18 protein-coding genes and 1 pseudogene are annotated in these 21,511 nt (G+C 60.7%); 8 read left to right on the forward strand and 11 right to left on the reverse strand.

The window, feature by feature from the left end; all coding sequences use genetic code 11:
- Positions 1 to 66 precede the first annotated feature (66 nt).
- Positions 67 to 1,995 (forward strand): transglycosylase SLT domain-containing protein, encoded by a 1,929-nt coding sequence (locus NH234_RS20565; protein WP_367254119.1) that lies wholly within the window; start codon positions 67 to 69, stop codon positions 1,993 to 1,995.
- Between the two features lie 80 nt (positions 1,996 to 2,075).
- On the opposite strand, the gene NH234_RS20570 is transcribed toward NH234_RS20565, so the two are convergent.
- Positions 2,076 to 3,869, reverse strand: a complete 1,794-nt coding sequence (locus NH234_RS20570; protein WP_367254120.1) for an ABC transporter transmembrane domain-containing protein — start codon at positions 3,867 to 3,869, stop codon at positions 2,076 to 2,078.
- 258 nt (positions 3,870 to 4,127) lie between these two features.
- Here NH234_RS20570 and NH234_RS20575 point away from each other — a divergent pair, with 258 nt between their 5' ends.
- Positions 4,128 to 4,307 (forward strand): PA1571 family protein, encoded by a 180-nt coding sequence (locus tag NH234_RS20575; protein ID WP_027611439.1) that lies wholly within the window; start codon positions 4,128 to 4,130, stop codon positions 4,305 to 4,307.
- A 57-nt stretch (positions 4,308 to 4,364) separates the two neighbouring features.
- Here NH234_RS20575 and pdxB read toward each other — a convergent pair whose 3' ends face one another.
- Positions 4,365 to 5,507, reverse strand: a complete 1,143-nt coding sequence (pdxB, locus tag NH234_RS20580) for a 4-phosphoerythronate dehydrogenase PdxB (protein WP_085733476.1) — start codon at positions 5,505 to 5,507, stop codon at positions 4,365 to 4,367.
- A 159-nt stretch (positions 5,508 to 5,666) separates the two neighbouring features.
- On the opposite strand from pdxB, the gene NH234_RS20585 reads away from it, so the two are divergent.
- Complete coding sequence (locus NH234_RS20585) at positions 5,667 to 7,076, forward strand: MATE family efflux transporter (protein WP_085733475.1); 1,410 nt, start codon at positions 5,667 to 5,669, stop codon at positions 7,074 to 7,076.
- Positions 7,077 to 7,126: 50 nt separating this feature from the next.
- Here the strand turns inward: NH234_RS20585 and tusA are convergent, their stop codons facing one another.
- On the reverse strand, positions 7,127 to 7,378 hold the full coding sequence (gene tusA, locus NH234_RS20590; protein WP_011335204.1) for a sulfurtransferase TusA: 252 nt from the start codon (positions 7,376 to 7,378) through the stop codon (positions 7,127 to 7,129).
- Positions 7,379 to 7,443: 65 nt separating this feature from the next.
- Positions 7,444 to 8,517: a 23S rRNA (cytidine(2498)-2'-O)-methyltransferase RlmM gene (rlmM, locus tag NH234_RS20595; protein WP_085733474.1), complete on the reverse strand. Its 1,074-nt coding sequence runs from the start codon at positions 8,515 to 8,517 to the stop codon at positions 7,444 to 7,446.
- A 221-nt stretch (positions 8,518 to 8,738) separates the two neighbouring features.
- Here rlmM and acnA point away from each other — a divergent pair, with 221 nt between their 5' ends.
- Positions 8,739 to 11,480 (forward strand): aconitate hydratase AcnA, encoded by a 2,742-nt coding sequence (acnA, locus tag NH234_RS20600; protein ID WP_085733473.1) that lies wholly within the window; start codon positions 8,739 to 8,741, stop codon positions 11,478 to 11,480.
- Positions 11,481 to 11,808: 328 nt separating this feature from the next.
- Here acnA and NH234_RS20605 read toward each other — a convergent pair.
- Positions 11,809 to 11,982, reverse strand: a pseudogene (locus NH234_RS20605) (3'-kinase); the annotation flags it as partial.
- Complete coding sequence (locus NH234_RS20610) at positions 11,969 to 12,457, reverse strand: SRPBCC family protein (protein ID WP_085733472.1); 489 nt, start codon at positions 12,455 to 12,457, stop codon at positions 11,969 to 11,971. The gene NH234_RS20610 and the pseudogene NH234_RS20605, both read right to left, overlap by 14 nt.
- Before the next feature lie 196 nt (positions 12,458 to 12,653).
- Between NH234_RS20610 and NH234_RS20615 the strand changes: the two genes are divergently transcribed.
- A complete protein-coding gene (locus NH234_RS20615) occupies positions 12,654 to 13,571 on the forward strand; it encodes an ADP-ribosylglycohydrolase family protein (RefSeq protein ID WP_367254124.1) in 918 nt (305 codons plus the stop codon).
- A 58-nt stretch (positions 13,572 to 13,629) separates the two neighbouring features.
- Entirely contained in the window at positions 13,630 to 14,034 is a 405-nt protein-coding gene (locus NH234_RS20620; protein ID WP_367254125.1) for a lysozyme inhibitor LprI family protein, read from the forward strand.
- 114 nt (positions 14,035 to 14,148) lie between these two features.
- Here the strand turns inward: NH234_RS20620 and peaD are convergent, their stop codons facing one another.
- From peaD to peaA, 4 genes are all read right to left on the reverse strand, one after another.
- Positions 14,149 to 15,267 (reverse strand): quinohemoprotein amine dehydrogenase subunit beta, encoded by a 1,119-nt coding sequence (peaD, locus tag NH234_RS20625; protein WP_085733469.1) that lies wholly within the window; start codon positions 15,265 to 15,267, stop codon positions 14,149 to 14,151.
- A gap of 23 nt (positions 15,268 to 15,290) precedes the next feature.
- Positions 15,291 to 15,614: a quinohemoprotein amine dehydrogenase subunit gamma gene (gene qhpC / locus NH234_RS20630; protein ID WP_008016081.1), complete on the reverse strand. Its 324-nt coding sequence runs from the start codon at positions 15,612 to 15,614 to the stop codon at positions 15,291 to 15,293.
- 1 nt (position 15,615) lies between these two features.
- A complete protein-coding gene (peaB, locus tag NH234_RS20635; RefSeq protein WP_085733468.1) occupies positions 15,616 to 17,046 on the reverse strand; it encodes a quinohemoprotein amine dehydrogenase maturation protein in 1,431 nt (476 codons plus the stop codon).
- A 93-nt stretch (positions 17,047 to 17,139) separates the two neighbouring features.
- Positions 17,140 to 18,720: a quinohemoprotein amine dehydrogenase subunit alpha gene (peaA, locus tag NH234_RS20640; RefSeq protein ID WP_367254126.1), complete on the reverse strand. Its 1,581-nt coding sequence runs from the start codon at positions 18,718 to 18,720 to the stop codon at positions 17,140 to 17,142.
- Between the two features lie 364 nt (positions 18,721 to 19,084).
- Here peaA and NH234_RS20645 point away from each other — a divergent pair, with 364 nt between their 5' ends.
- Complete coding sequence (locus NH234_RS20645; RefSeq protein WP_085733466.1) at positions 19,085 to 19,441, forward strand: hypothetical protein; 357 nt, start codon at positions 19,085 to 19,087, stop codon at positions 19,439 to 19,441.
- Positions 19,442 to 19,483: 42 nt separating this feature from the next.
- Here the strand turns inward: NH234_RS20645 and NH234_RS20650 are convergent, their stop codons facing one another.
- The gene (locus NH234_RS20650; RefSeq protein ID WP_085733465.1) at positions 19,484 to 19,735 is read right to left on the reverse strand and encodes a DUF1652 domain-containing protein; all 252 of its coding nucleotides are present in this window, start codon (positions 19,733 to 19,735) and stop codon (positions 19,484 to 19,486) included.
- A gap of 270 nt (positions 19,736 to 20,005) precedes the next feature.
- On the opposite strand from NH234_RS20650, the gene NH234_RS20655 reads away from it, so the two are divergent.
- Entirely contained in the window at positions 20,006 to 21,496 is a 1,491-nt protein-coding gene (locus NH234_RS20655; RefSeq protein WP_085733464.1) for an aldehyde dehydrogenase family protein, read from the forward strand.
- Positions 21,497 to 21,511 lie beyond the last annotated feature (15 nt).

Consider the following 21,511-nt stretch of genomic DNA (forward strand, 5'->3'; position numbering starts at 1 on the left):
TAAGCTACAGACAATTCAGTGCCGCCACTGTCGGCACTTGTCATGATTTCTCTGCCCGGATGTCTCATGCGCAGTCGCCTTTTCAGTGTTTTGTCCTGTTTGCTACTCACCGCCGCTGCTGCCCAATCCGCCCAGGCGGTGGATCTGTCCACCCAGCGCCAGTATTACGATGAGGCCAAACGTGCCCTGGCCAAGGGTGACACCGGCCCGTATTTTCGCTACAGCCAGGCCCTCGCCGATTATCCGCTGGAGCCGTATCTGGCCTACGACGAGTTGACCGCCCGCCTGAAGACTGCCAGCAACGCGGAAATCGAGAAATTCCTCGCCGAACACGGTGACCTGCCCCAGGCCAACTGGATGAAGCTGCGCTGGTTGCGTTGGCTGGCCGACCGTGGCGAATGGGCGACCTTCGTCAAGTATTACGACCCGAAACTCAACTTCACCGAACTGGACTGCCTGAATGCCCAGTACCAGATCAGCAGCGGCCACAAGGCCGAGGGTTACGCCAATGCCGACAAACTGTGGCTGACCGGCAAATCCCAACCGGCGGCGTGTGATGCGCTGTTCGGGATCTGGGCCGCCGACGGCCAGTTGACCGAGCAAAAACGCTGGGAGCGCACCAAGCTCGCCGCTCAGACACGCAACTATCCGCTGGCCAACAGTCTGGTCAACGGCCTGACCACCTTGGCCCCGCGCGGGCGTCTGCTGGTGGACGTGGCGCAGAAACCTGAACTGCTCAACCAGCCGTCGCGCTTCACCCCGGCCGACGAGCCAATGTCGGATATTGTCAGCCTCGGCCTGCGCCGTCTTGCCCGTCAGGATCCGGACAAGGCCATGGAGTTGCTCGACGGGTACGCCAGCAGCATGCATTTCTCCCGCGATGAAAAAGTCGCGATCGCCCGGGAAATCGGCCTGACCCTCGCCCGTCGCTTCGACAGCCGCGCGCTGGACGTGATGACCAAATATGACCCGGAACTGCGCGACAACACTGTGTCCGAATGGCGTCTGCGCCTGCTGCTGCGTCTGGCGCGCTGGGACGATGCCTATCAGTTGACCCGCCGCCTGCCGCAGGATCTGGCCACCACCAATCGCTGGCGTTACTGGCAGGCCCGCAGCCTGGAACTGGCACAACCGCAGAACCCTGAAGCACAGACGTTGTACAAGAGCCTCGCACGGGAGCGGGATTTCTACGGTTTCCTGGCTGCCGATCGTTCACAGCTGCCCTATTCGCTGGTCAACAAACCGCTGGTACTCAGCCAGGCCACCATCAACAAGGTGCGCAACACCCCCGGCGTTCGCCGCGCGCTGGAATTCCACGCCCGCGGGCAGATCGTCGATGGCCGCCGCGAGTGGTACCACGTCAGCCGTCACTTCAACCGCGACGAGATGGTCGCCCAGGCCAAACTGGCTTACGACCTGAAATGGTATTTCCCGGCAATCCGCACCATCAGCCAGGCGCAATACTGGGACGACCTGGACATCCGCTTCCCAATGGCCCACCGCGACACCCTCGTGCGTGAAGCCAAGGTCCGCGGCCTCCATTCGAGCTGGGTATTCGCCATCACCCGTCAGGAAAGTGCCTTCATGGACGACGCCCGCTCCGGCGTCGGCGCCAGCGGCCTTATGCAACTGATGCCCGGCACCGCCAAGGAAACAGCGCGCAAGTTCAGCATCCCTCTGGCCTCGCCGCAGCAGGTGCTCGATCCGGACAAGAACATCCAGCTCGGCGCCGCCTACCTGAGCCAGGTGCACAGCCAGTTCAACGGCAACCGCGTACTCGCCTCCGCCGCCTACAACGCCGGCCCCGGCCGCGTGCGCCAGTGGCTGCGCGGCGCCGATCACCTGAGCTTCGACGTGTGGGTTGAAAGCATTCCGTTCGACGAAACCCGTCAGTACGTGCAGAACGTGCTGTCCTACTCGGTGATCTACGGCCAGAAACTCAACTCGCCGCAACCGCTGGTGGACTGGCATGAGCGGTACTTTGACGATCAGTGATCGTACAAGGATCGACGTAAACAAAAATGCCCGCATCGAAAGATGCGGGCATTTTTTTGGCGTTCTACTAGGTCAGTTACTTAGTCGGTTACTTGGTCGGTCGAAGCCAGATGCCCATCACTGAACTGCAACGCCGCCAACCGCGCATACAGCGGATTGCTCGCGATCAGCTCCTGATGCGTACCGATCGCCACCAGTTTGCCCTGGTCCATCACCGCAATCCGGTCGGCGTTTTTCACCGTGGCCAAGCGGTGGGCGATTACCAGCGTGGTGCGGTTTTGCATCAGGCTGGGCAGGGCTTGCTGGATCAGGTGTTCGCTCTGGGCGTCGAGGGCGCTGGTGGCTTCGTCCAGCAGCAGGATCGGCGCGTCGACCAACAACGCCCGGGCGATGGCCAGACGCTGGCGTTGTCCGCCTGACAGGCCAAGACCGCCATCGCCCAGGTGGGTCTGGTAGCCGTCGGGCATTTGCTCGATGAAGTCGTGGGCGTGGGCGATTTTCGCGGCTTCCCGCACCTGCTCCAAGGTGGCGGTCGGGCAGCCGTAGCGAATGTTTTCTTCAACGCTGCCGAAGAACAGCGCCGGAGTCTGCGAAACCAGTGCAAAGCAGCGGCGCAGGTCAAGCGGATCAAGGCTTGTAAGCGGCACGCCATCAATCAGGATTTGCCCTTCGCGCGGATCGTAGAAGCGCAGCAGCAAGTCATACACCGTGGACTTGCCCGCACCGGACGGACCTACAAGCGCGAGGGTTTCGCCCGCGTTGACTGTCAGACTCAAGCCGTCAACGGCAAAGCTTTGGGGACGCGAAGGGTAGGAAAAGCGCACGTCCTGCAACGCCAGCTCGCCTTTGATCCGCTCCGGCAAGGTCACCAATCCGTCTTTCGGCGGCTGGATAATGTTCTCCGAACGCAGTAGTTCGGCGATGCGCTCGGCGGCACCGGCAGCACGCTGCAATTCTCCGATCACTTCGCTCAACGTGCCAAAGGCACTGCCGACGATCAGGCTGTAGAACACGAACGCCGCCAGCTCACCGGCAGAAATCCGCCCGGCAATCACGTCCATGCCGCCGACCCACAACATTACCGCGACAGCACCGAGCACCAGCACGATCACCAGCGTAATCAGCCAGGCCCGTTGGAAAATTCTTTTTCGCGCAGTCTCGAACGCCTGCTCGACCGTCGAGGCAAATCGCTGTTCGTCCTGCACCTGATGGTTATAGGCCTGAACGGTCTTGATCTGACCGAGGGTTTCCGAGACATAGCTGCCAATGTCGGCGATCCGGTCCTGACTCAGCCGCGAGAGATTACGCACGCGGCGTCCGAAAATCAGGATCGGCGCAATCACCAGTGGCAGCGCAATCACCACGATACTGGTGAGCTTGGCATTGGTGATGAACAGCAGCACGACGCCGCCGATGACCATCAGCAGATTGCGCAGGAACAGAGACAGCGACGAACCGATCACCGATTGCAGCAACGTCGTGTCAGCGGTCAGGCGCGACTGGATTTCCGAACTGCGATTGTCCTCGTAGAACCCGGGATGCAGGTACACCAGATGGTTGAACACCTGCCGACGGATGTCAGCCACCACCCGCTCGCCGATCCATGACACCAGATAGAACCGGGCAAAAGTGCCGACCGCGAGCCCCAGCACCAAGAGCATGAACAGGCCAATGGACTGGTTGAGCAGATGCGGCGACTGGGTCATGAAGCCCTGATCGACCAGCAGCTTGATGCCCTGCCCCATCGACAAGGTGATGCCGGCCGTGACGATCAGCGCGAGCAACGCACCGAAGGCCGGCCAGCGATAGGGCGCAAGAAAATGACTGGTCAGGCGCAGGGCCCGGCGATGTCGCGAGGAAAGCATCGGGATCATTCAGGTTCACGTCGTGTGCTGATTAATGGGGCCAGCCTGGACACTCAATGGGGTGGAACTCTGCAAATCACAATGAGTCAGGTTAATTATGACCGGCCAGACTACCCCCTAGATGCTATCGGTCTAATGTCCGGGTTGAGACGAACGGTCAATTCTGCTTGAGTGAAGATACCGTTCCGGAAAGATCGAAGGGAGTTGTCACAGCCTGGTCACCTGACGGTTTTATTGTGCTTACACAACCTGATGAGGAGACAGGCCATGTCCTTGCAACACAGCAGCGACGACAAGATTCAAGTGATCCGCACCAAGCCCGGCCAACCTCTGGGTTGCTCGATTATCGATAAGGATGGGCGCGAAGTGCCAATCACTGAAGACATGATCCAGGACGCTTGCCGCGAACTGGAGAAGCGATTGGTCAAGCCTGCCGAACAAAAGTGATGTAGCCACCGTCTTCCTGACCCGGCCCCTGTAGGCCGGGTTTTTTCTGCCCGCGGTTTATACGGCCAAAGCGCCCAGTGCCGTCACGATCTGCTGCAACGCTGGCGAATCACCGTCGATCCGCACTTTCAGCCCTTCGATCTCGCGACGTGCCGGATATTGTTTGCGCAATACATCGAAAGCCGCACGTTGCTCACCGACGCTACCCAACAGGGTGCGACGGAAATCTGCATCATCCCGGCGCGGGTCGTACACGCCACGGCACAACATCGCCAATACCCAGGCCGGATCGCTGTCGGCATGCAGCGAAACTTCCGACAACCACGGTGCGGGCAACAGATCGCCGAGCTGAATGCTGGCCGGTTGGCCGATGAAGTCACAGTACGCCTGATAGATCTGCGCCGTGCCGCGTTGCTTGCCATCGAGGCTGTAACCGGCGATATGCGGGGTCGCCAGCACACAGAGTTCGGCCAGCGCCACATCGACTTCAGGCTCGGCTTCCCACACATCGAGGACCGCTTGCAGGTCTTCACGCTCCAGCAGCACTTCGCGCAACGCGGCGTTATCCACCACCGGACCACGGGCGGCATTGATCAGCCAGGCGCCGGGCTTGAGTTGCTGCAAACGTTGCTCGTCGAACAAGTGCCAGGTCGCGCCTTCACCACTGCGGGTCAGCGGGGTGTGCAGACTGATCACGTCGCACTGCGCGATGATCTGCTCCAGGCTGACATAGTCGCCGCCCTCGGCCGCCTGACGCGGCGGATCGCAGACTTTCACGTTCCAGCCCAACCCTTTCAGCACCTTGATCAAGCGACCGCCCACTTCACCGGCGCCGATCACGCCATAGGTGCGTTCACTCAAATCGACACCTTCGATTTCAGCCAGGGTCATCAGGCTGCCCAGCACATAATCCACCACACCACGAGCATTGCAGCCCGGCGCGCTGGACCAGGTGATGCCGGCCTCGTTGAAGTATTCGAGATCCAGATGATCGGTGCCGATGGTGCAGGTGCCGACAAAACGCACCTTGCTGCCTTCGAGCAACGCGCGGTTGACGTTGGTCACCGAGCGCACCAGCAACACGTCGGCCTGTTCGACCGTGGCCCGGTCAATGGAACGGCCCGGCACCCGGCGGATCTCGCCGAAACCGGCAAAAAAGGCATCGAGCAGCGGGATATTTTCGTCGGCAACAATCAGCATGGCGGGGCTCCTTGGGCGGATCGGCAGTGTAGGCGCTGAGACTGCGATGAGCCAGCAGGCTGTTGATTACAAATCCACAACAGAGGATTTTTCCTGACCGTAACGTCAGCGGCGTAGAATGCCCGGCCTTGCGCATCAACCCCTGTGGACGCTTTGCCTGTGAACTCCGTAACCGAACGCCCTGACGCCGTTTCCCTCAACCGCCCTGCCCGGGTTCGCCTGGAGCTGAAAAATCTGCTCGGTCTGGCACTGCCGATCATGATCGCGCAGCTGGCAACCACCGCCATGGGCTTCGTCGATGCGGTGATGGCCGGGCGCGTCGGGCCAAAGGATCTGGCGGCCGTGGCACTGGGCAACTCGATCTGGGTACCGGTGTTTCTGCTGATGACCGGCACCCTGCTGGCCACCACGCCGAAAGTCGCCCAGCGCTTCGGCGCCGGCACCCACAGCGAGATCGGCCCGATCGTGCGTCAGGCCCTGTGGCTGGCGCTGGTGGTCGGACTGATGGCGACCACCCTGCTGTTCTGCGCTGAACCGATCCTGCACCTGATGAAAGTCGATCCGGAACTGATCGGCCCGTGCATGCAGTACCTGCACGGCATCGCCAGCGGTCTGCCAGCGGTGGCGTTCTACCATGTGCTGCGCTGCACCAGTGACGGCCTCGGCCGCACCCGGCCGGCGATGGTGCTGGGCCTGTGTGGCCTGGCGCTGAACATTCCGCTGAACTACGTGTTCATTTACGGTCACTTCGGCGTGCCGGCCATGGGCGGCGTCGGTTGCGGCTGGGCCACGGCGATCGTGATGTGGGTGATGGCGCTGGGCCTGGCCGGTTATGAGCGCTGGGCGCCAGCCTACAAGTCGAGCGAACTGTTCAGCCGTTTCGACTGGCCGCAATGGGCGGTGATCAAGCGTCTGCTGGCCATCGGTCTGCCGATTGGCATCGCGGTGTTTGCCGAGTCGAGCATTTTCGCGGTGATCGCGCTGCTGATCGGCAGCCTCGGCGCCACGGTGGTGGCCGGGCATCAGATCGCGCTGAACGTCAGCTCGCTGGTGTTCATGATTCCGTATTCATTGGGTATGGCCGTGACCGTACGGGTCGGCCAGGCTTTGGGCCGTGAAGAACCTCGCGAAGCGCGTTTTGCGGCAGGTGTCGGCATGGGCACCGCGCTGGCCTACGCCTGCCTGTCGGCGAGCATGATGTTGCTGATGCGCGAACACATTGCAGCGATCTACACCTCGGATCCGATGGTGATTCACATCGCCGCGATGCTGATCGTGTATTCGGCGCTGTTCCAGTTCTCCGACGCGATCCAGGTAACCGCCGCTGGCGCCCTGCGCGGTTATCAGGACACGCGGGTGACGATGATCCTGACCCTGTTCGCCTACTGGGGCATCGGCCTGCCGGTGGGTTACGCCCTCGGCCTGACCGACTGGTTCGGCGAGCCACGCGGCCCGAGCGGCTTGTGGGAAGGCCTGATCGTAGGCTTGAGCTGCGCGGCGCTGATGCTGTCGATCCGCCTGACACGCAGCGCACGCAAACGCATTCGCATCAGCCGCTCGATGGGGTGACCGGCCATAAAAAAAGACCTGCACATGCAGGTCTTTTTTTTGCCTTCCGATCAACCGGACTTCTTGCGAATCCAGTACAGATAGGTCCCGGCCTCTTCGTGCTGCCCCACCAGTTCATGGTCGAGAAACACACAGAACTTGGGGATGTCGCGGCGGGTCGACGGGTCGGTGGCGATCACCTTGAGCAGGCCGCCGGGCACCAGGTCACGGATGTGCTGGTGCAGCATCATCACCGGCTCCGGGCAGTTGAGGCCCGTAGCGTCGAGGGTACCGTCGACCGGCGTATTGATCATTTCACTCATGATTCACTCCTGAAACTGGCCGGCATTGTCGCCCAATGCCGGGTGTTCGGTCACCTGTCGCGCGCTCAGCGGGCCTTGGCTTTTTTCACGTCATGGCGGCGCAAATGGCAGGTCACTTCCTCACGGTCGTGGTACAGCTGCTTGCAGCCGATATCGACTTTGATCCCGCGGGCCTTGAAACCATCAGCGATGCGTTCGAGCAGACGCTTCACTTCGGCGTAACGCTGCTTCATCGGTAACTTGAGGTTGACCACCGCTTCCCGGCAATGCCCCTCGCCGATCCATTCTTCGAGCATCGCGGCGTTGCGCGCCGGTTTCTCGACGATGTCGCAGACCATCCAGTCCACCGGCTGCTTGGGCTTGAAGGTGAAACCGTCGGCCATCAAATGCTGCACCAGACCGGTGTCCATCAGGCTTTCGGCCATCGGGCCGTTATCGATGGCCGTCACCAGCATGCCGCGATTGACCAGTTGCCAGGTCCAGCCACCCGGCGCCGCACCGAGGTCGACACCGGTCATGTCGCTGTGCAGGCGCTCGTCCCACTGATCCCGGGGGATAAAGTGGTGCCAGGCTTCTTCCAGCTTCAACGTGGAACGGCTCGGCGCCTCACGCGGAAACTTCAAACGCGGAATACCCATGGGCCACATCGCCGAGTTTCCGGCATCGGCCAGACCGAGGAACACCTCACGGCCACTCTTGAAGGTCAGCAACAGGCGCGGTTTGCTGGCATCGTCCACCAGTTTGCCGGCGCCGGTCAGCGCCTTGCGCAGCGGGCCTTCGAACTTCTTGCAGAAATTCGACAGTTCCTTGCCGTCATTGGTGTCGACGACTTCCAGCCACAGGCTGCCGCACACCGGGAATTCGGCCATATGCGCGAGGATCACGCTGATGCGGTCGGTTTCCGGCAGATCGATGAAAACCCCGCGGGCCCATTGGCGCGGGAAGATCAGCTCAGCGAAACGCTGGCCACGCATCAGGCGCTCGGCGCCGTCTTCTTCGGTGCAGACGAACTCGGCGCAAGCGGTCGCCGGCTTGGCCTTGGCGTAGCCGGCCACGTTCAGTTGGGCGGCGAGGTCGGAAATTTCCGAACAGACTTCGCCTTCGAAGCCCGGCCGGCAATGCATGAATAGGGTGTTCATTCTTACTCCTGGGCAGAGGGCGATCATTCATCCCCTGCGCGATGTCCAGGCTTGCGTCAAAGCAAAGCCTGTCACGAAAACCGGCGCATGATAGCCGATGTCGGAACCTTGGTTCCTGTCATAGAGTCCAGTTATTAGCCAGCTACCTAAAACAGGGCTAAGTTTTAAGCTCTATTCGTCCCCTCAATCCGTAGCCGTGCGGATTCAAAGGAGTGATCGTAATGCCGTCCCTCGATAGCCTGCACACCCTTAAGACCCTGAAAGTCGATGACAAGACTTACCACTATTTCAGCCTGCCGGATGCCGCCAAAACCTTGGGCGATCTCGACAAGCTGCCGATGTCGTTGAAAGTCCTGCTGGAAAACCTGCTGCGCTGGGAAGATGAAAAAACTGTCACCGGCGCCGACCTCAAGGCGATTGCCGCGTGGCTCAAGGAGCGTCGCTCCGACCGGGAAATCCAGTACCGCCCTGCCCGCGTGCTGATGCAGGACTTTACCGGCGTCCCCGCCGTGGTCGATCTGGCCGCGATGCGCGCCGCCATGGCCAAGGCCGGCGGCGATCCGCAGCGAATCAACCCGCTTTCACCGGTGGATCTGGTGATCGACCACTCAGTGATGGTCGATAAATTCGCCAGCGCCAGTGCATTCGAACAGAACGTCGACATCGAAATGCAGCGCAACGGCGAACGCTACGCCTTCCTGCGCTGGGGCCAGAGCGCTTTCGACAACTTCAGCGTGGTGCCACCGGGCACCGGGATCTGCCACCAGGTCAACCTCGAATACCTCGGACGCACGGTGTGGACCAAGGACGAGGACGGCCGCACCTATGCCTTCCCCGACACGCTGGTCGGCACCGACTCCCACACCACCATGATCAACGGCCTCGGCGTACTCGGCTGGGGCGTCGGCGGGATCGAGGCGGAAGCCGCGATGCTCGGGCAACCGGTGTCGATGCTGATTCCCGAGGTGATCGGTTTCAAACTCACCGGCAAGCTCAAGGAAGGCATCACCGCCACCGACCTGGTGCTGACCGTGACCCAGATGCTGCGCAAGAAAGGCGTGGTCGGCAAATTCGTCGAGTTCTACGGCGACGGCCTCGCTGACCTGCCGCTGGCCGATCGCGCGACCATCGCCAACATGGCCCCGGAATATGGCGCGACCTGCGGCTTCTTCCCGGTCGATGACGTGACTCTCGAATACCTGCGCCTTTCCGGTCGCCCCACCGAAGTGGTGAAACTGGTCGAGGCCTATACCAAGGCCCAGGGCCTGTGGCGCCTGCCCGGTCAGGAACCGGTGTTCACCGACAGCCTGGCGCTGGACATGGGCAGCGTCGAAGCCAGCCTCGCCGGGCCGAAACGTCCGCAAGACCGGGTTTCCCTGCCGAATGTCGGTCAGGCGTTCAGCGACTTCCTCGACCTGCAATTCAAACCCACCAGCAAGGAAGAAGGACGTCTGGAAAGCGAAGGCGGCGGTGGCGTGGCGGTGGGCAATGCCGATCTGGTCGGCGAAACGGATTACGAGTACGACGGCCACACCTATCGCCTGAAAAACGGCGCGGTGGTGATTGCCGCGATCACCTCCTGCACCAACACCTCCAACCCGAGCGTGATGATGGCTGCCGGCCTGCTGGCGAAAAAAGCCGTGGAAAAAGGCCTGACCCGCAAGCCGTGGGTGAAGAGCTCGTTGGCACCGGGCTCAAAAGTGGTCACTGACTATTACAAGGCTGCAGGACTGACGCAGTACCTCGATCAGCTCGGTTTTTCATTGGTGGGCTACGGCTGCACCACCTGCATCGGTAACTCCGGGCCTCTGCCGGAACCGATCGAAAAAGCCATCCAGAAAGCTGACCTGACCGTGGCGTCGGTGCTGTCCGGCAACCGCAACTTCGAAGGCCGGGTGCATCCGCTGGTGAAAACCAACTGGCTGGCCTCGCCACCGCTGGTCGTCGCCTACGCCCTGGCCGGCACGGTGCGCACGGATATCAGCAGCGAACCGCTGGGAGAAGACAAGCAAGGCAATCCGGTTTACCTGCGCGATATCTGGCCGAGCAGCAAGGAAATCGCCGACGCGGTGAATCAGGTCAACACGGCGATGTTCCACAAGGAGTACGCCGAGGTGTTCGCCGGTGACGAACAGTGGCAAGCCATCGAAGTGCCGCAAGCCGCCACCTATGTCTGGCAGGATGACTCGACCTACATCCAGCACCCACCGTTTTTCGATGACATCGCAGGCCCCCTGCCGGTGATCACCGACGTGAAAGGTGCGCGGGTGCTGGCGTTGCTGGGCGATTCGGTGACCACTGACCACATCTCCCCCGCCGGCAACATCAAAGCCGAAAGTCCGGCCGGGCGTTATCTGCGGGAAAAAGGTGTGGAGCCGCGGGACTTCAACTCCTACGGTTCACGCCGGGGCAACCACGAAGTGATGATGCGCGGCACCTTTGCCAACATCCGTATCCGCAATGAAATGCTCGGCGGCGAAGAAGGTGGCAATACGATCTACATTCCGACCGGCGAAAAACTCGCGATCTATGACGCAGCCATGCGTTATCAGGCCTCGGGAACGCCGTTGGTGGTGATTGCCGGGCAAGAATACGGCACCGGCTCCAGCCGCGACTGGGCGGCCAAGGGCACCAATCTACTGGGCGTGAAAGCGGTAATCGCCGAAAGCTTCGAGCGAATCCACCGTTCCAACCTGGTAGGCATGGGCGTGCTGCCGTTGCAGTTCAAGCTGGACCAGAACCGCAAGAGCCTGAACCTCACCGGCAAGGAAACCCTGGAGATTCAGGGCCTGACCGGTGTCGAGCTGACGCCACGCATGAACCTGACGTTGGTAATCACCCGGGAAGACGGACGTCAGGAGAAGATCGAAGTGCTGTGCCGCATCGATACCCTGAATGAGGTGGAGTACTTCAAGTCCGGCGGGATCCTGCATTACGTGTTGCGACAGCTGATCGCCTCGTAAGACCTGCAGATGCAGAAACACCGCCAATCGGCGGTGTTTCTGCTTAGGGGCGACACTTTTCTACAGACGAAAAAAAACCCGCCGAAGCGGGTTTTTCCCAAGACCATTATCGACTCCCTGTCGGCAGCGATCCTTGCATATGGTCGATCATCCATGATCCTGAAACACTCCCTGTGCTTCAGTTGATGAGGTTAGATTACGCTGTGGATCCAATCGGCAATAGTCGAAAAAGCTACCAGCGCGTGTAAGACATTCGCCATAGCACCCCTTCCGAAAACCCTTAGGCATGTCGGGCATTGAGTGCAGCAGCCGCCAGATCCGCGACTTTCAGCTGTCCGGCGTACTTTTCCTCGTCGTCCATCGCGATTTTCAGCATCGCCGGTACGTCGCCCTGACGCACCGGCAACAGCTTGCTGCCCAGCGTGATGACCGGAACACCGTCGGGCACCAGTGCCCAACGCTTCAACCACGGATCAAACCACTCGCTGTCAGCCACCCTCACGCTCGCGTGCCCTGTCGGTTTCGGCGAGAAAGTGTTCGAGCCTGCTCAACTGCTCTTCCCAGCCACGGCTGTCCATGTAATACGCCTCTTTCTGACGCACATCGGGAATATGCGCGAAACCTGACTCGGAAACCTTCAGCAGCGTGCCGTTTTCATAGTCCTGCAGCTCGAATTTGACCAGCGTGGTCGGCTCCTGGGAGTAGTCGATATTCGGGTTCACCGCATACGGGTGCCAGCGGAAGGAAAACAACTGCTGGGGCTCGACCCGCTCCACCAGCACGTTCCAGAGCACATGTTCATAACCGGGATACGTGACCTGCCCTTGCGTCCACTCGCCTGCGATAAACCGCCGCCCTTCCAGAGCCACGCCAAACCACTGGCCAAACGCCTCGGCATCGACCAGCGCACGCCAGACATGAGAGCGCGGCGAGCGGAGCATGATTTTACGTTCAAAGCTGTTGGGTACTGGTTTCATACGTCACCTCCTGTTTTGAACAGTAGGCTTGTATGACCACATGTCCAATGCGAAGTTGTATCAATCCAGTGCAACTGTCTGAGCTGATGGAAATATCTGGCAGTATTTTGAGGCGCCGGTTTGTCAGAATACGGGCGGATCAACACTGTGGAACTGATAATGTTCCCAGCGAATTGAACGACACAAGGACGTCATCATGCAGCCCTCCCTCCCTGAACGTTACCGTGGCGCCCTCCTCGGCCTGGCCTGCGGCGATGCGGTGGGAACAACCGTCGAATTCCAGCCTCGAGGCAGCTTCCAGCCCCTGACGGACATGGTCGGTGGCGGGCCGTTCCAGCTGAAACCGGGCCAATGGACCGACGACACCTCGATGGCGCTGTGTCTGGCAGAAAGCCTTCTGAACAAGAACGCATTCGATGCCGCCGATCAGATGGGCCGCTATCTGAACTGGTGGCAATGGGGTTATCTGAGTTCAACCGGCGAATGTTTCGATATCGGCATGACCGTGAGTCAGGCGCTGGATCGCTATCAGCACACCGGAGAACCATTTGCCGGCTCCACTGATCCCTACAGCGCAGGCAATGGCTCGCTGATGCGTCTGGTGCCCGTTGTTCTGTTTTATTTCCCCGACACCCGACAAATCAGGCGATTCACTGCCGACAGTTCACGTACCACTCACGCGGCGCCCGAGGCCATCGAATGCTGCCAGTTGTTTGCCGAACTGCTCGGCAAAGCCCTGGAAGGCGCATCGAAAGCGGAACTGCGCAGCCTGTCGCAAACTGTCTTCAGCCAGCCCAGGGTGGCGGCGATTGCCCGGGGCGAGTATCTGAACAAGTCTGAAAGGGAGATTCGCGGCAGTGGCTACTGCATCGACTCTCTGGAAGCCGCGTTATGGTGCTTCCAGCACACCGACAGTTTTGCCGCGGCCGTCCTGCAGGCGGCGAATCTGGGCGATGATGCGGACACTACTGCCGCCATCGTCGGCCAGTTGGCTGGCGCCCATTACGGCGTGCAGGGAATCCCGTTCGGGTGGCTGGAGAAGCTGCATGACGGAGAGGAAATTGCCGCGACAGCGGAGCGTTTGCTCAACGCATCGAGACAGCACAAATCCTGATGGCGCCATGAAGTCGCTAAACTGCCCGGCACATTCACTCTTCAAAGCGAGATGCCCCATGTCCCCACGCCAGCTCCTGGCTCTGACGCCTTTTCTTTTCACTTCCGTTGCCCACGCTGCCGTCGACTGCGCCAATGCCAGCGATCAGGCGACGATGAATCAGTGTGCCGGGCAAGAGAACAAAGCGGCGGATAAAGAGCTGAACGCGGTGTATCAGCAAATTACCGCGCGCCTGAAAGGCGAGCCTGCCAGCAAAAAACTGCTGGTCAGTGCCCAGCGGGCGTGGATTGGATTTCGCGATGCCGAATGCGAATTTTCGGCATCCGGGGTAAAGGGCGGGAGTATGTACCCGATGATCTACAGCTCATGCATTACGCGCGTGACCAAGGATCGAACCGAGGCGCTCAAGCAGTATTTGAAGTGTGAAGAAGGGGATGTAGGTTGCCCGGTGCCAGGGGTCTGATTTTTGTAGCGGTTTAGAGAGTCCCTTCGTGAGCAAGCCCCCTCCCACATTTGAACCGCATTTCAAATGTGGGAGGGGGCTTGCTCACGAAGGCGTCATCCCTGACGCCGCTAGTTACCGGACAAATATCTGCGCCGTGGTGATCGCCATATCCCCCCCCGGCAACTTGATGCTGCCGGTCTGTTTCATGGTCTCGGCATCAAAAATCGCCACGTCATTGAACGTCCCGGCCAGGTAGATCTTGCTGCCATCCTTGTTGAACGAAATGCAGTAGTAGGAATGGTCCAGCGTGGCTGCCTGGATCAGTTTCTTCTGCTTGATGTCGTACTTGGCCAGACGGTTGAGCACACCGAACATCAGGTTCGGATCCTTCGGTGAGCGCATGCCGCTGAAGTAGATTTCGGTCAGCGGGCCGAAGTCGGTGGTTTCGGTCTTGCCGGTTTTCAGGTCGACGCTGAACAAGCCGTACAGGTATTCAGCGGTGGCCGGATCCTGTTTCTTGTCCTTGAACTTGGCTGCCGTGTACAGCAGCGAGAAGTCGTGGCGGTAGGTCTGCTGGTTCCACACGTAGAGCACGTCCGGCGCGCTGTAGTTCGGGCGCTTCCAGTGACGGCTGGGGATCAGCACGTCGAACTTGCCGCTCTTCACATCGACCTTGTACACATCGGCGCCAGCGACATACAGCGTGCCGTCATCGCCGCTCTGCATGATCGTCAACTGCCGTGGCGCCGGAAAGCTGCGCACCGGTTTGGCGTTCATTCCGGCGTCGGTGGCGTAGACGTCCAGACGCGGCTGCTTGACCTCGTAATGATCGTTGAGCATCAGCGTCGGGTTGGCGATGGTGTACAGCTCTTTGCCGTCATGGCTGACGGTGAACGCAAACATCGACCGTGCCTTCTCGCCCGGCTGCTGAGTGATGCTGGCGTGGAACACCTGCTTGCAGCTGTCCAGCTCGACACCGTAAACGTCGGCGTAATGGTTGTTCAGCACATAGGCAGTCTTGCGATCCGGCGACAGCTGCACGGTGCCGGGGCCGAAGGCATCGGGCATCTTGCAGGTCTTGTACAAGCTGTCGGTCGACAGGTCGATGACGTGCAGGTTGTTCGGGTAATTGGTGGTCAACATGTACTCGTGACCGTCTTGCAGCGCGGCGTTTTCATCGGCCAGAACCGGTAGCGAACAGACGCTCAGAACCGCGAGTGCGGCAAGGCCGCAGGCTTTGATGTTATGCATGCTGGAATCCTTCTTCTTATGGATCACTTGTCTTTCGGGAAGACAGTGCCGAGGTTGCGCCAGTTGTCGTTGGACGCCTGGGCATCCTTGTTCCAGTCCGGGTAGGTGCTCATCATGTCCGGCACCTGGGCCGGCCACCAGCACGGATCGGAGCAGCCATACAGGTCAGCTTCCATCGGCTGACACAGCGACGACACCCCGCCGAACGCATCGATTTCCCAGCCCGGGTCGGTGGTCGAGGCACAGCCGGCGACGGAACTCATCGCCACCACTTCCTCGATGCGGTTCTCGTCCGCAGCCTGATCCAGCTTCAACGCTTTGTTATTGATTGCCTTGAGATGTTTCATATCAGTGAGCCTTGCGCGGAGTGATGTAGCTGCTGATGAACGCAGGGTTGGCGGCCATGATCCGGGTGTAGACCTCGATGCCGAAGTCGACCCAGTCACGCATCAGTTCGCAGTAGTGATACGTCGGGTGTGCCGGATCGCCGTAGCGGGCGTAGCTCTCGTGGTAGCAACCGCCGGAGCACAGGTTGCGGATTTGACAGTCGTGGCAACCGGTGTTGGTGCGATCCAGGCGCTGGGACAGAAAGTCGTTCAGTTCGACCTGTTTAACGCCGCTGTGGACGTTGCCGAAAGTCGGCAGCGACGAGCCGGTGAAGCGATGGCACAGGTTCAGTTCGCCCTTGTGATCGACCGCCAGCATCTTCAGCCCGGCCCCGCATGGCAGGGCCTTTTTGTGGCCTTCGTGGATATCGGTGATCAACTGATGCAGGTTGGAGAAACCGATATTGCGGTGCTCCAGCGCAGCCTCCAGATAACGCCGGCCGAGGCGTTTCATGCTGGCGAACACTTCGATCAACTCGTCAGTAGTCAGGTTGAAACTGCTGATATCGCCGGAAGTCACCGGAGCAAACCCGACTTCGGCAAAACCAAGTTCGTTGAACAGGTGATCCCAGATGGTTTCAACGTCGGTGACGCCGGTGGTCAGGGTCACCCGCGCGCCGACCGGGCGACTGTTGTAGCGCGACAACAGCATTTCGGCCTTGCGCCGCACCACGTCGTAAGTACCCTGCCCGCCCACGGTGATGCGGTTGCGGTCGTGCACGGTTTTCGGCCCGTCGATGCTCACTGACAGCCCGAAGCGGTGGGCATTCAGGTAGTCCACGGTTTCTTCGGTGAGCAGCGTGGCGTTGGTGGTCATGACGAATTCGACGAACTTGCCGGCCTCGGCAAAACGCTTCTCGCAATAATCGACCATGTACTCGATCAGCTTGCGATTGCTCAGCGGCTCGCCGCCGAAAAACACCACGGTGAAGCGCTCTTCGTCAGGGGATTCACGCAGCAGCATTTCCACTGACGCGATGGCGGTTTCGACGTCCATCTTCTTGCCGGCGGACGGCTTGTCGAGGTCTTCCTTGTAGCAGTAGGTGCAGCTCAGGTTGCAGCCGGTATTGACGTTGAGCACCACGGTATTGATCGCCGTGCGCTCGACACGTTTTACGGCGATGTCCGGCGTCAGCGGCGAGCCGTCGCTGACCAGCTCCAGCGAGATCAGCTCGCGCAGGGTCTCGTTGATTTCCTCGCCGTTGAACCGCGCGCCGAGGCGCTGGATCAGGTCTTCCGAGGAGCAGCCGGGGCCGCGCAACGCATCGATGATGGTGCCAGTCAGTTCATCGCTGGCAAACAGCGAACTGCTGGGGATGTGAAACAGCATGCGGTCGGCGTCGACGTGCACTTCATGCAGATTACGTTCGACCAGATTCAAGATAGCGCCCATTGCAAACCTCCTGTGCAAGCCCCGCCTGGCGGGACTTGCGGTCATTCCGAAAAGTGTCTGTCGCTGGCGATCAGCTCAACTCACGTTTCAACATCAGGGAATGGGTGGATTGTTCCAGCGTTGCACGGTGACGATCAGGTGGCCTTCGCCGGTCAGGGATTTCCCTGCATCGTCGACGGCGGCGATCACCTTGAGGTTGCCGGCATTGTTGGTGGACATCTTGCGTGCCGGATTCGGCCCGGCATCGCCCGGGGTGAACACGCCTGCGTCGGCCTGCATGGTACCGGCGAACTTGACGTCTTCGTCCTCTTTGGCGCGCTCGTCGAAGGCTTCGACTTTCCATTGCGCCGGGAACACGCCGATGCGATACGGCTTGCCGTCGGCGCCCTTGCCCCAGGCTTCGGCGTCGAAGCGGCCCTGGACTTTCGGCGTCGAACCACCGCCCTCGCCGATCCGCGCCACCGAGAATTCCGGCACCACTTTGACCGAAGCGATCGTGCTGTACACCGACAGGCTCGGGCCTTTCAGCCTCCCGACGCTGACGGCGCGCAGGCCCGGCTGGGCATTGGCTACGGCTTTGACTTTGACCTTGATCCGCTCGGCGTTCTGCTCGACCACTTCGACTACATCCACACCTTTGCCGAAATTCGGCTTGCCGCTCAAACCGCTGCCGATCAGGGTCACTTCGGTTTCGCTGCCGGCCTTCACATAACCCGGCTGCACCGCCAGCAAGCGCTGCGAACCCTGTTTGGCGGCGACGAAGTCCAGGCCACGCTCATCGTGCTCGGCCTCGAACATCCGGCCTTGCATGGCGTTGCCTTGTGCGGCGAACACCTGGCGCATGGTCACGCCATCGACGGTCACGTTGCCGCGCCATTCGTAGCCGCTGTAGAGGATCGCACTGCCATCGCCGTTGAACGGGCTGCCATCGGCGTACTGGCCTTTGACGGCAACCTTGAAGGTGTCGCTGCCATCGGCGGCGACGGTCATGGTGCCGGCCAGTTCACCCTTGCCCGGCAGGTGGCCGCTGAAGCTCCAGTCGCCGACCAGCGCTTCGGCTTTCGGTGCGGTTTTGATCCAGGCCTGCCATGCAGGATTGTCCAGCGGATAACGCTTGGCCAGCAGCGGGACCATTTCCTTGCGGGCGATATCGAACCAGTCGCGATCACGGGCCAGCGCCTGATACTCCAGCGACGGCCATTGGCCGAGGTGGAAGTTCACAAGGCGCTCCCATTCCTGAGCCGGACGCCGTTGCAGGGCGATCCGCGCACCGGAGTGGCAGCGGCCGCACATTTGCGCGGTTTTCTCGTCGAACTGCTCGACGGTGTTCAGCCGTCGTTCCAGCGCGTAACGCACGCCATCGGTTTCGCTGGGTGCCAGGCCCTGGGTGTCGGCCAGGTATTTGACCAGCGTCCGACGGTCTTCATCGCTGATCTGCAAACCGTGCATGGTCTGCATGCGGGCAATGCTCATCAGCCAGCCTTCCGGGGTCTTGCGCTGGTGGCTGATGCGGCTCAACTGGTCGCCGGCTTCAGGGGTGTGACAACCCTGGCAGGTCTCCTTGAGGATGGTCTGGGCGTCGCGGGCTGCCAGGCTGTGGGGCGAATGCAGGGCCACACAAGCGGCCACGGCCAGCAAACTGGCGCTCATGCCTGATCGGAGTTTTCTCTTCATCAACGTCGAACCTCGCACGGTGCTTTCTTATTGTTGTGGCTTATCGTTTTTATGGTTTCTGCCGTTCGCGGCGATGCACGAACGGAGGCAAGCGAAACGTCTGTTGTGAGCAATACACGGAGCGTGCCAGCTTGCCGATAAGCTTTTCAATCAAGCAGTTACGTGAAGATCACTGCGTCGCGCCAGCGTCCGGGGTATGGCCCGGCGTCCAATTTCGCGACAGTTGTTGCAGTGTGAGACAAGCATAGCCACGGGCGACAGCAGCGGCTGTTGTGCCACAGCGCAGCTCATCGCCCGACGATTGACGACACCCGTGCCCAGGCGCGAAATGGTGGTTCACCGAATGCCGAAAAGGAGATCTGTAATGGCCAACATCACAGTCCTGGCGGGGGACTTTCTGCAGGGTGACGGAGAGTACAGGGACGGCAACTTTACGCTGAGAACATCGCTGCATCCCTGGCCGGGTCTTACCCTCCCGCTGTCATCGATCAAGACGCTGGAAGTAGCCAACGAAGAGTCGATCAACAACTTCAAGGATGTCATCGGCTATGGCGTGGCCGGTGCGATGCTGCTGGGGCCCATCGGTGCCATTGCCGGGTTCATGCTGGCCGGTCACGAAACCGAAGTGACGTTCCTGGCCACCCTCAAGGATCAGCGCCGGATGCTGATCGCCGCCGACAGCCACACCTTTCAGGAAATATCCCGCAAGGTCGCCTGTTGACGTTTTCGCCCCCCCCCGCCCGCCTCTCGCGGGCGGGTTGATTCAGATGTAGTACATGGGTTCCCGGCTCTTGTGCGCCTCGATTTCCAGGCGCATATCGGCAATCAGCGTGGCCAGCGCGTGGGTGCTGTCCAGCGTCCACAGCGGGACATGGCTGGCCAGCAATTCGACCTTGCCGGTCATGCAATCGCAGACACGGATCGTCAGCGACTGATCCGCTGCCACACTGCAGGTGCAGACCAGCGGTTGAAAACTGTGTTCGATAATGTTTTGGATTTCCAGGGTTGAAATCATCGTCGCCACCTCCCGGTCGGGTGATCCAGACCTGAATGCATGCATCCTCCCAACGGGAAAGTTTATCCGCACCCAGAGCAAGTGGCAGAACCTCCGACCGGTGGCACCACGTCTCACCGGTTGTCGCTTTTTGAGAATAAAACCTTGCCGCCGTGTTATCGCTGCACTGCCACAAGCCCGGCGCGGCGCGGCCCGCGCAGCAACTTCACGCCTTTGGCACAGCCGTTGCGAAGCCCTCCTCACGTCTACAAACAACAAGAGGTCTTCACCATGCCCCTGCCCTATCTGCTTCCTGCCACCTCGGCCTTCATCCAGCGCCCGCCGCGCATGCTGATCGGCGGCGACTGGGTCGAAGCCGCCGACGGCCAGACCATGCCGCTGCACAACCCAGCCACTGGCGAAGCGTTGTGTGTGGTGCCACGCGCCACACCGGAAGATGTCGACCGTGCGGTGCTCGCCGCCCGACAAGCCTTCGATGATTCAGCGTGGAGCCGCACCCGCCCGCGTGAACGGCAGAACCTGTTGTGGAAACTCGCCGACCTTATGCAGCGCGACGCCGAACTGCTGGCACAACTGGAATGCCTGAACAACGGCAAGAGCGCTGCCGTGGCGCAAGTGATGGACGTGCAACTGGCCATCGACTTCCTGCGTTACATGGCTGGCTGGGCCACCAAGATCGAAGGTTCCAGTGTCGACGTTTCACTGCCGTTGATGCCCGGCGATCAGTTCCACAGTTTCATCCGCCGCGAAGCCGTGGGCGTGGTCGGCGCCATCGTCGCCTGGAATTTTCCGCTGCTGCTGGCCTGCTGGAAACTCGGCCCGGCGCTGGCCACCGGTTGCACCGTGGTGCTCAAACCGGCCGACGAAACCCCGCTGACCGCGCTGAAACTGGCGGAACTGGTACTGGAGGCGGGTTATCCGGAAGGCGTGTTCAACGTGGTCACCGGCACCGGCATCACCGCCGGTTCCGCCCTGACCCACAACCCGCTGGTCGACAAACTGACCTTCACCGGCTCCACCGCCGTCGGCAAGCAGATCGGCAAGATTGCCATGGATTCGATGACCCGGGTCACCCTGGAACTGGGCGGTAAATCACCGACCATCGTCATGGCCGACGCCGACCTGAAAACCGCCGCAGCGGGTGCGGCCAGTGCGATATTTTTCAACCAGGGCCAGGTCTGCTGTGCAGGCTCCAGGCTGTATGTGCAGCGCAAGCATTTCGACAATGTGGTGGCCGACATCAGCGACATCGCCAATGCGATGAAACTCGGCAACGGCCTCGACCCGAGCGTGGAAATGGGCCCGCTGATTTCCGCGCGCCAGCAGGAGCGGGTCTACAACTACATCGAAATGGGCCGGGAAAGCGGCGCAACCATCGCCTGCGGCGGCGAGCAATTCGGGCCGGGGTTCTTCGTCAAACCGACGGTGATTGTCGATGTAGACCAGCAGCATTCGCTGGTGCAGGAAGAGATCTTCGGGCCGGTGCTGGTGGCGATTCCATTCGATGACGAGGCGGATGCACTGCGCATGGCCAACGACAGTCCTTACGGTCTGGGCGCCAGCATCTGGTCGAACGACCTGGCGGCAGTGCACCGGATGATTCCACGGATCAAGTCGGGATCGGTGTGGGTCAACTGCCACAGTGCGCTGGATCCGGCGCTGCCGTTTGGCGGCTACAAGATGTCCGGGGTCGGGCGCGAGATGGGGTATGCGGCGATCGAGCATTACACCGAGTTGAAGTCGGTGTTGATCAAATTGTAATAACTGGGCTCTTGG

Origin of the sequence: Pseudomonas sp. stari2, from assembly GCF_040760005.1 — a bacterium.
Classification (GTDB): Bacteria; Pseudomonadota; Gammaproteobacteria; order Pseudomonadales; family Pseudomonadaceae; genus Aquipseudomonas.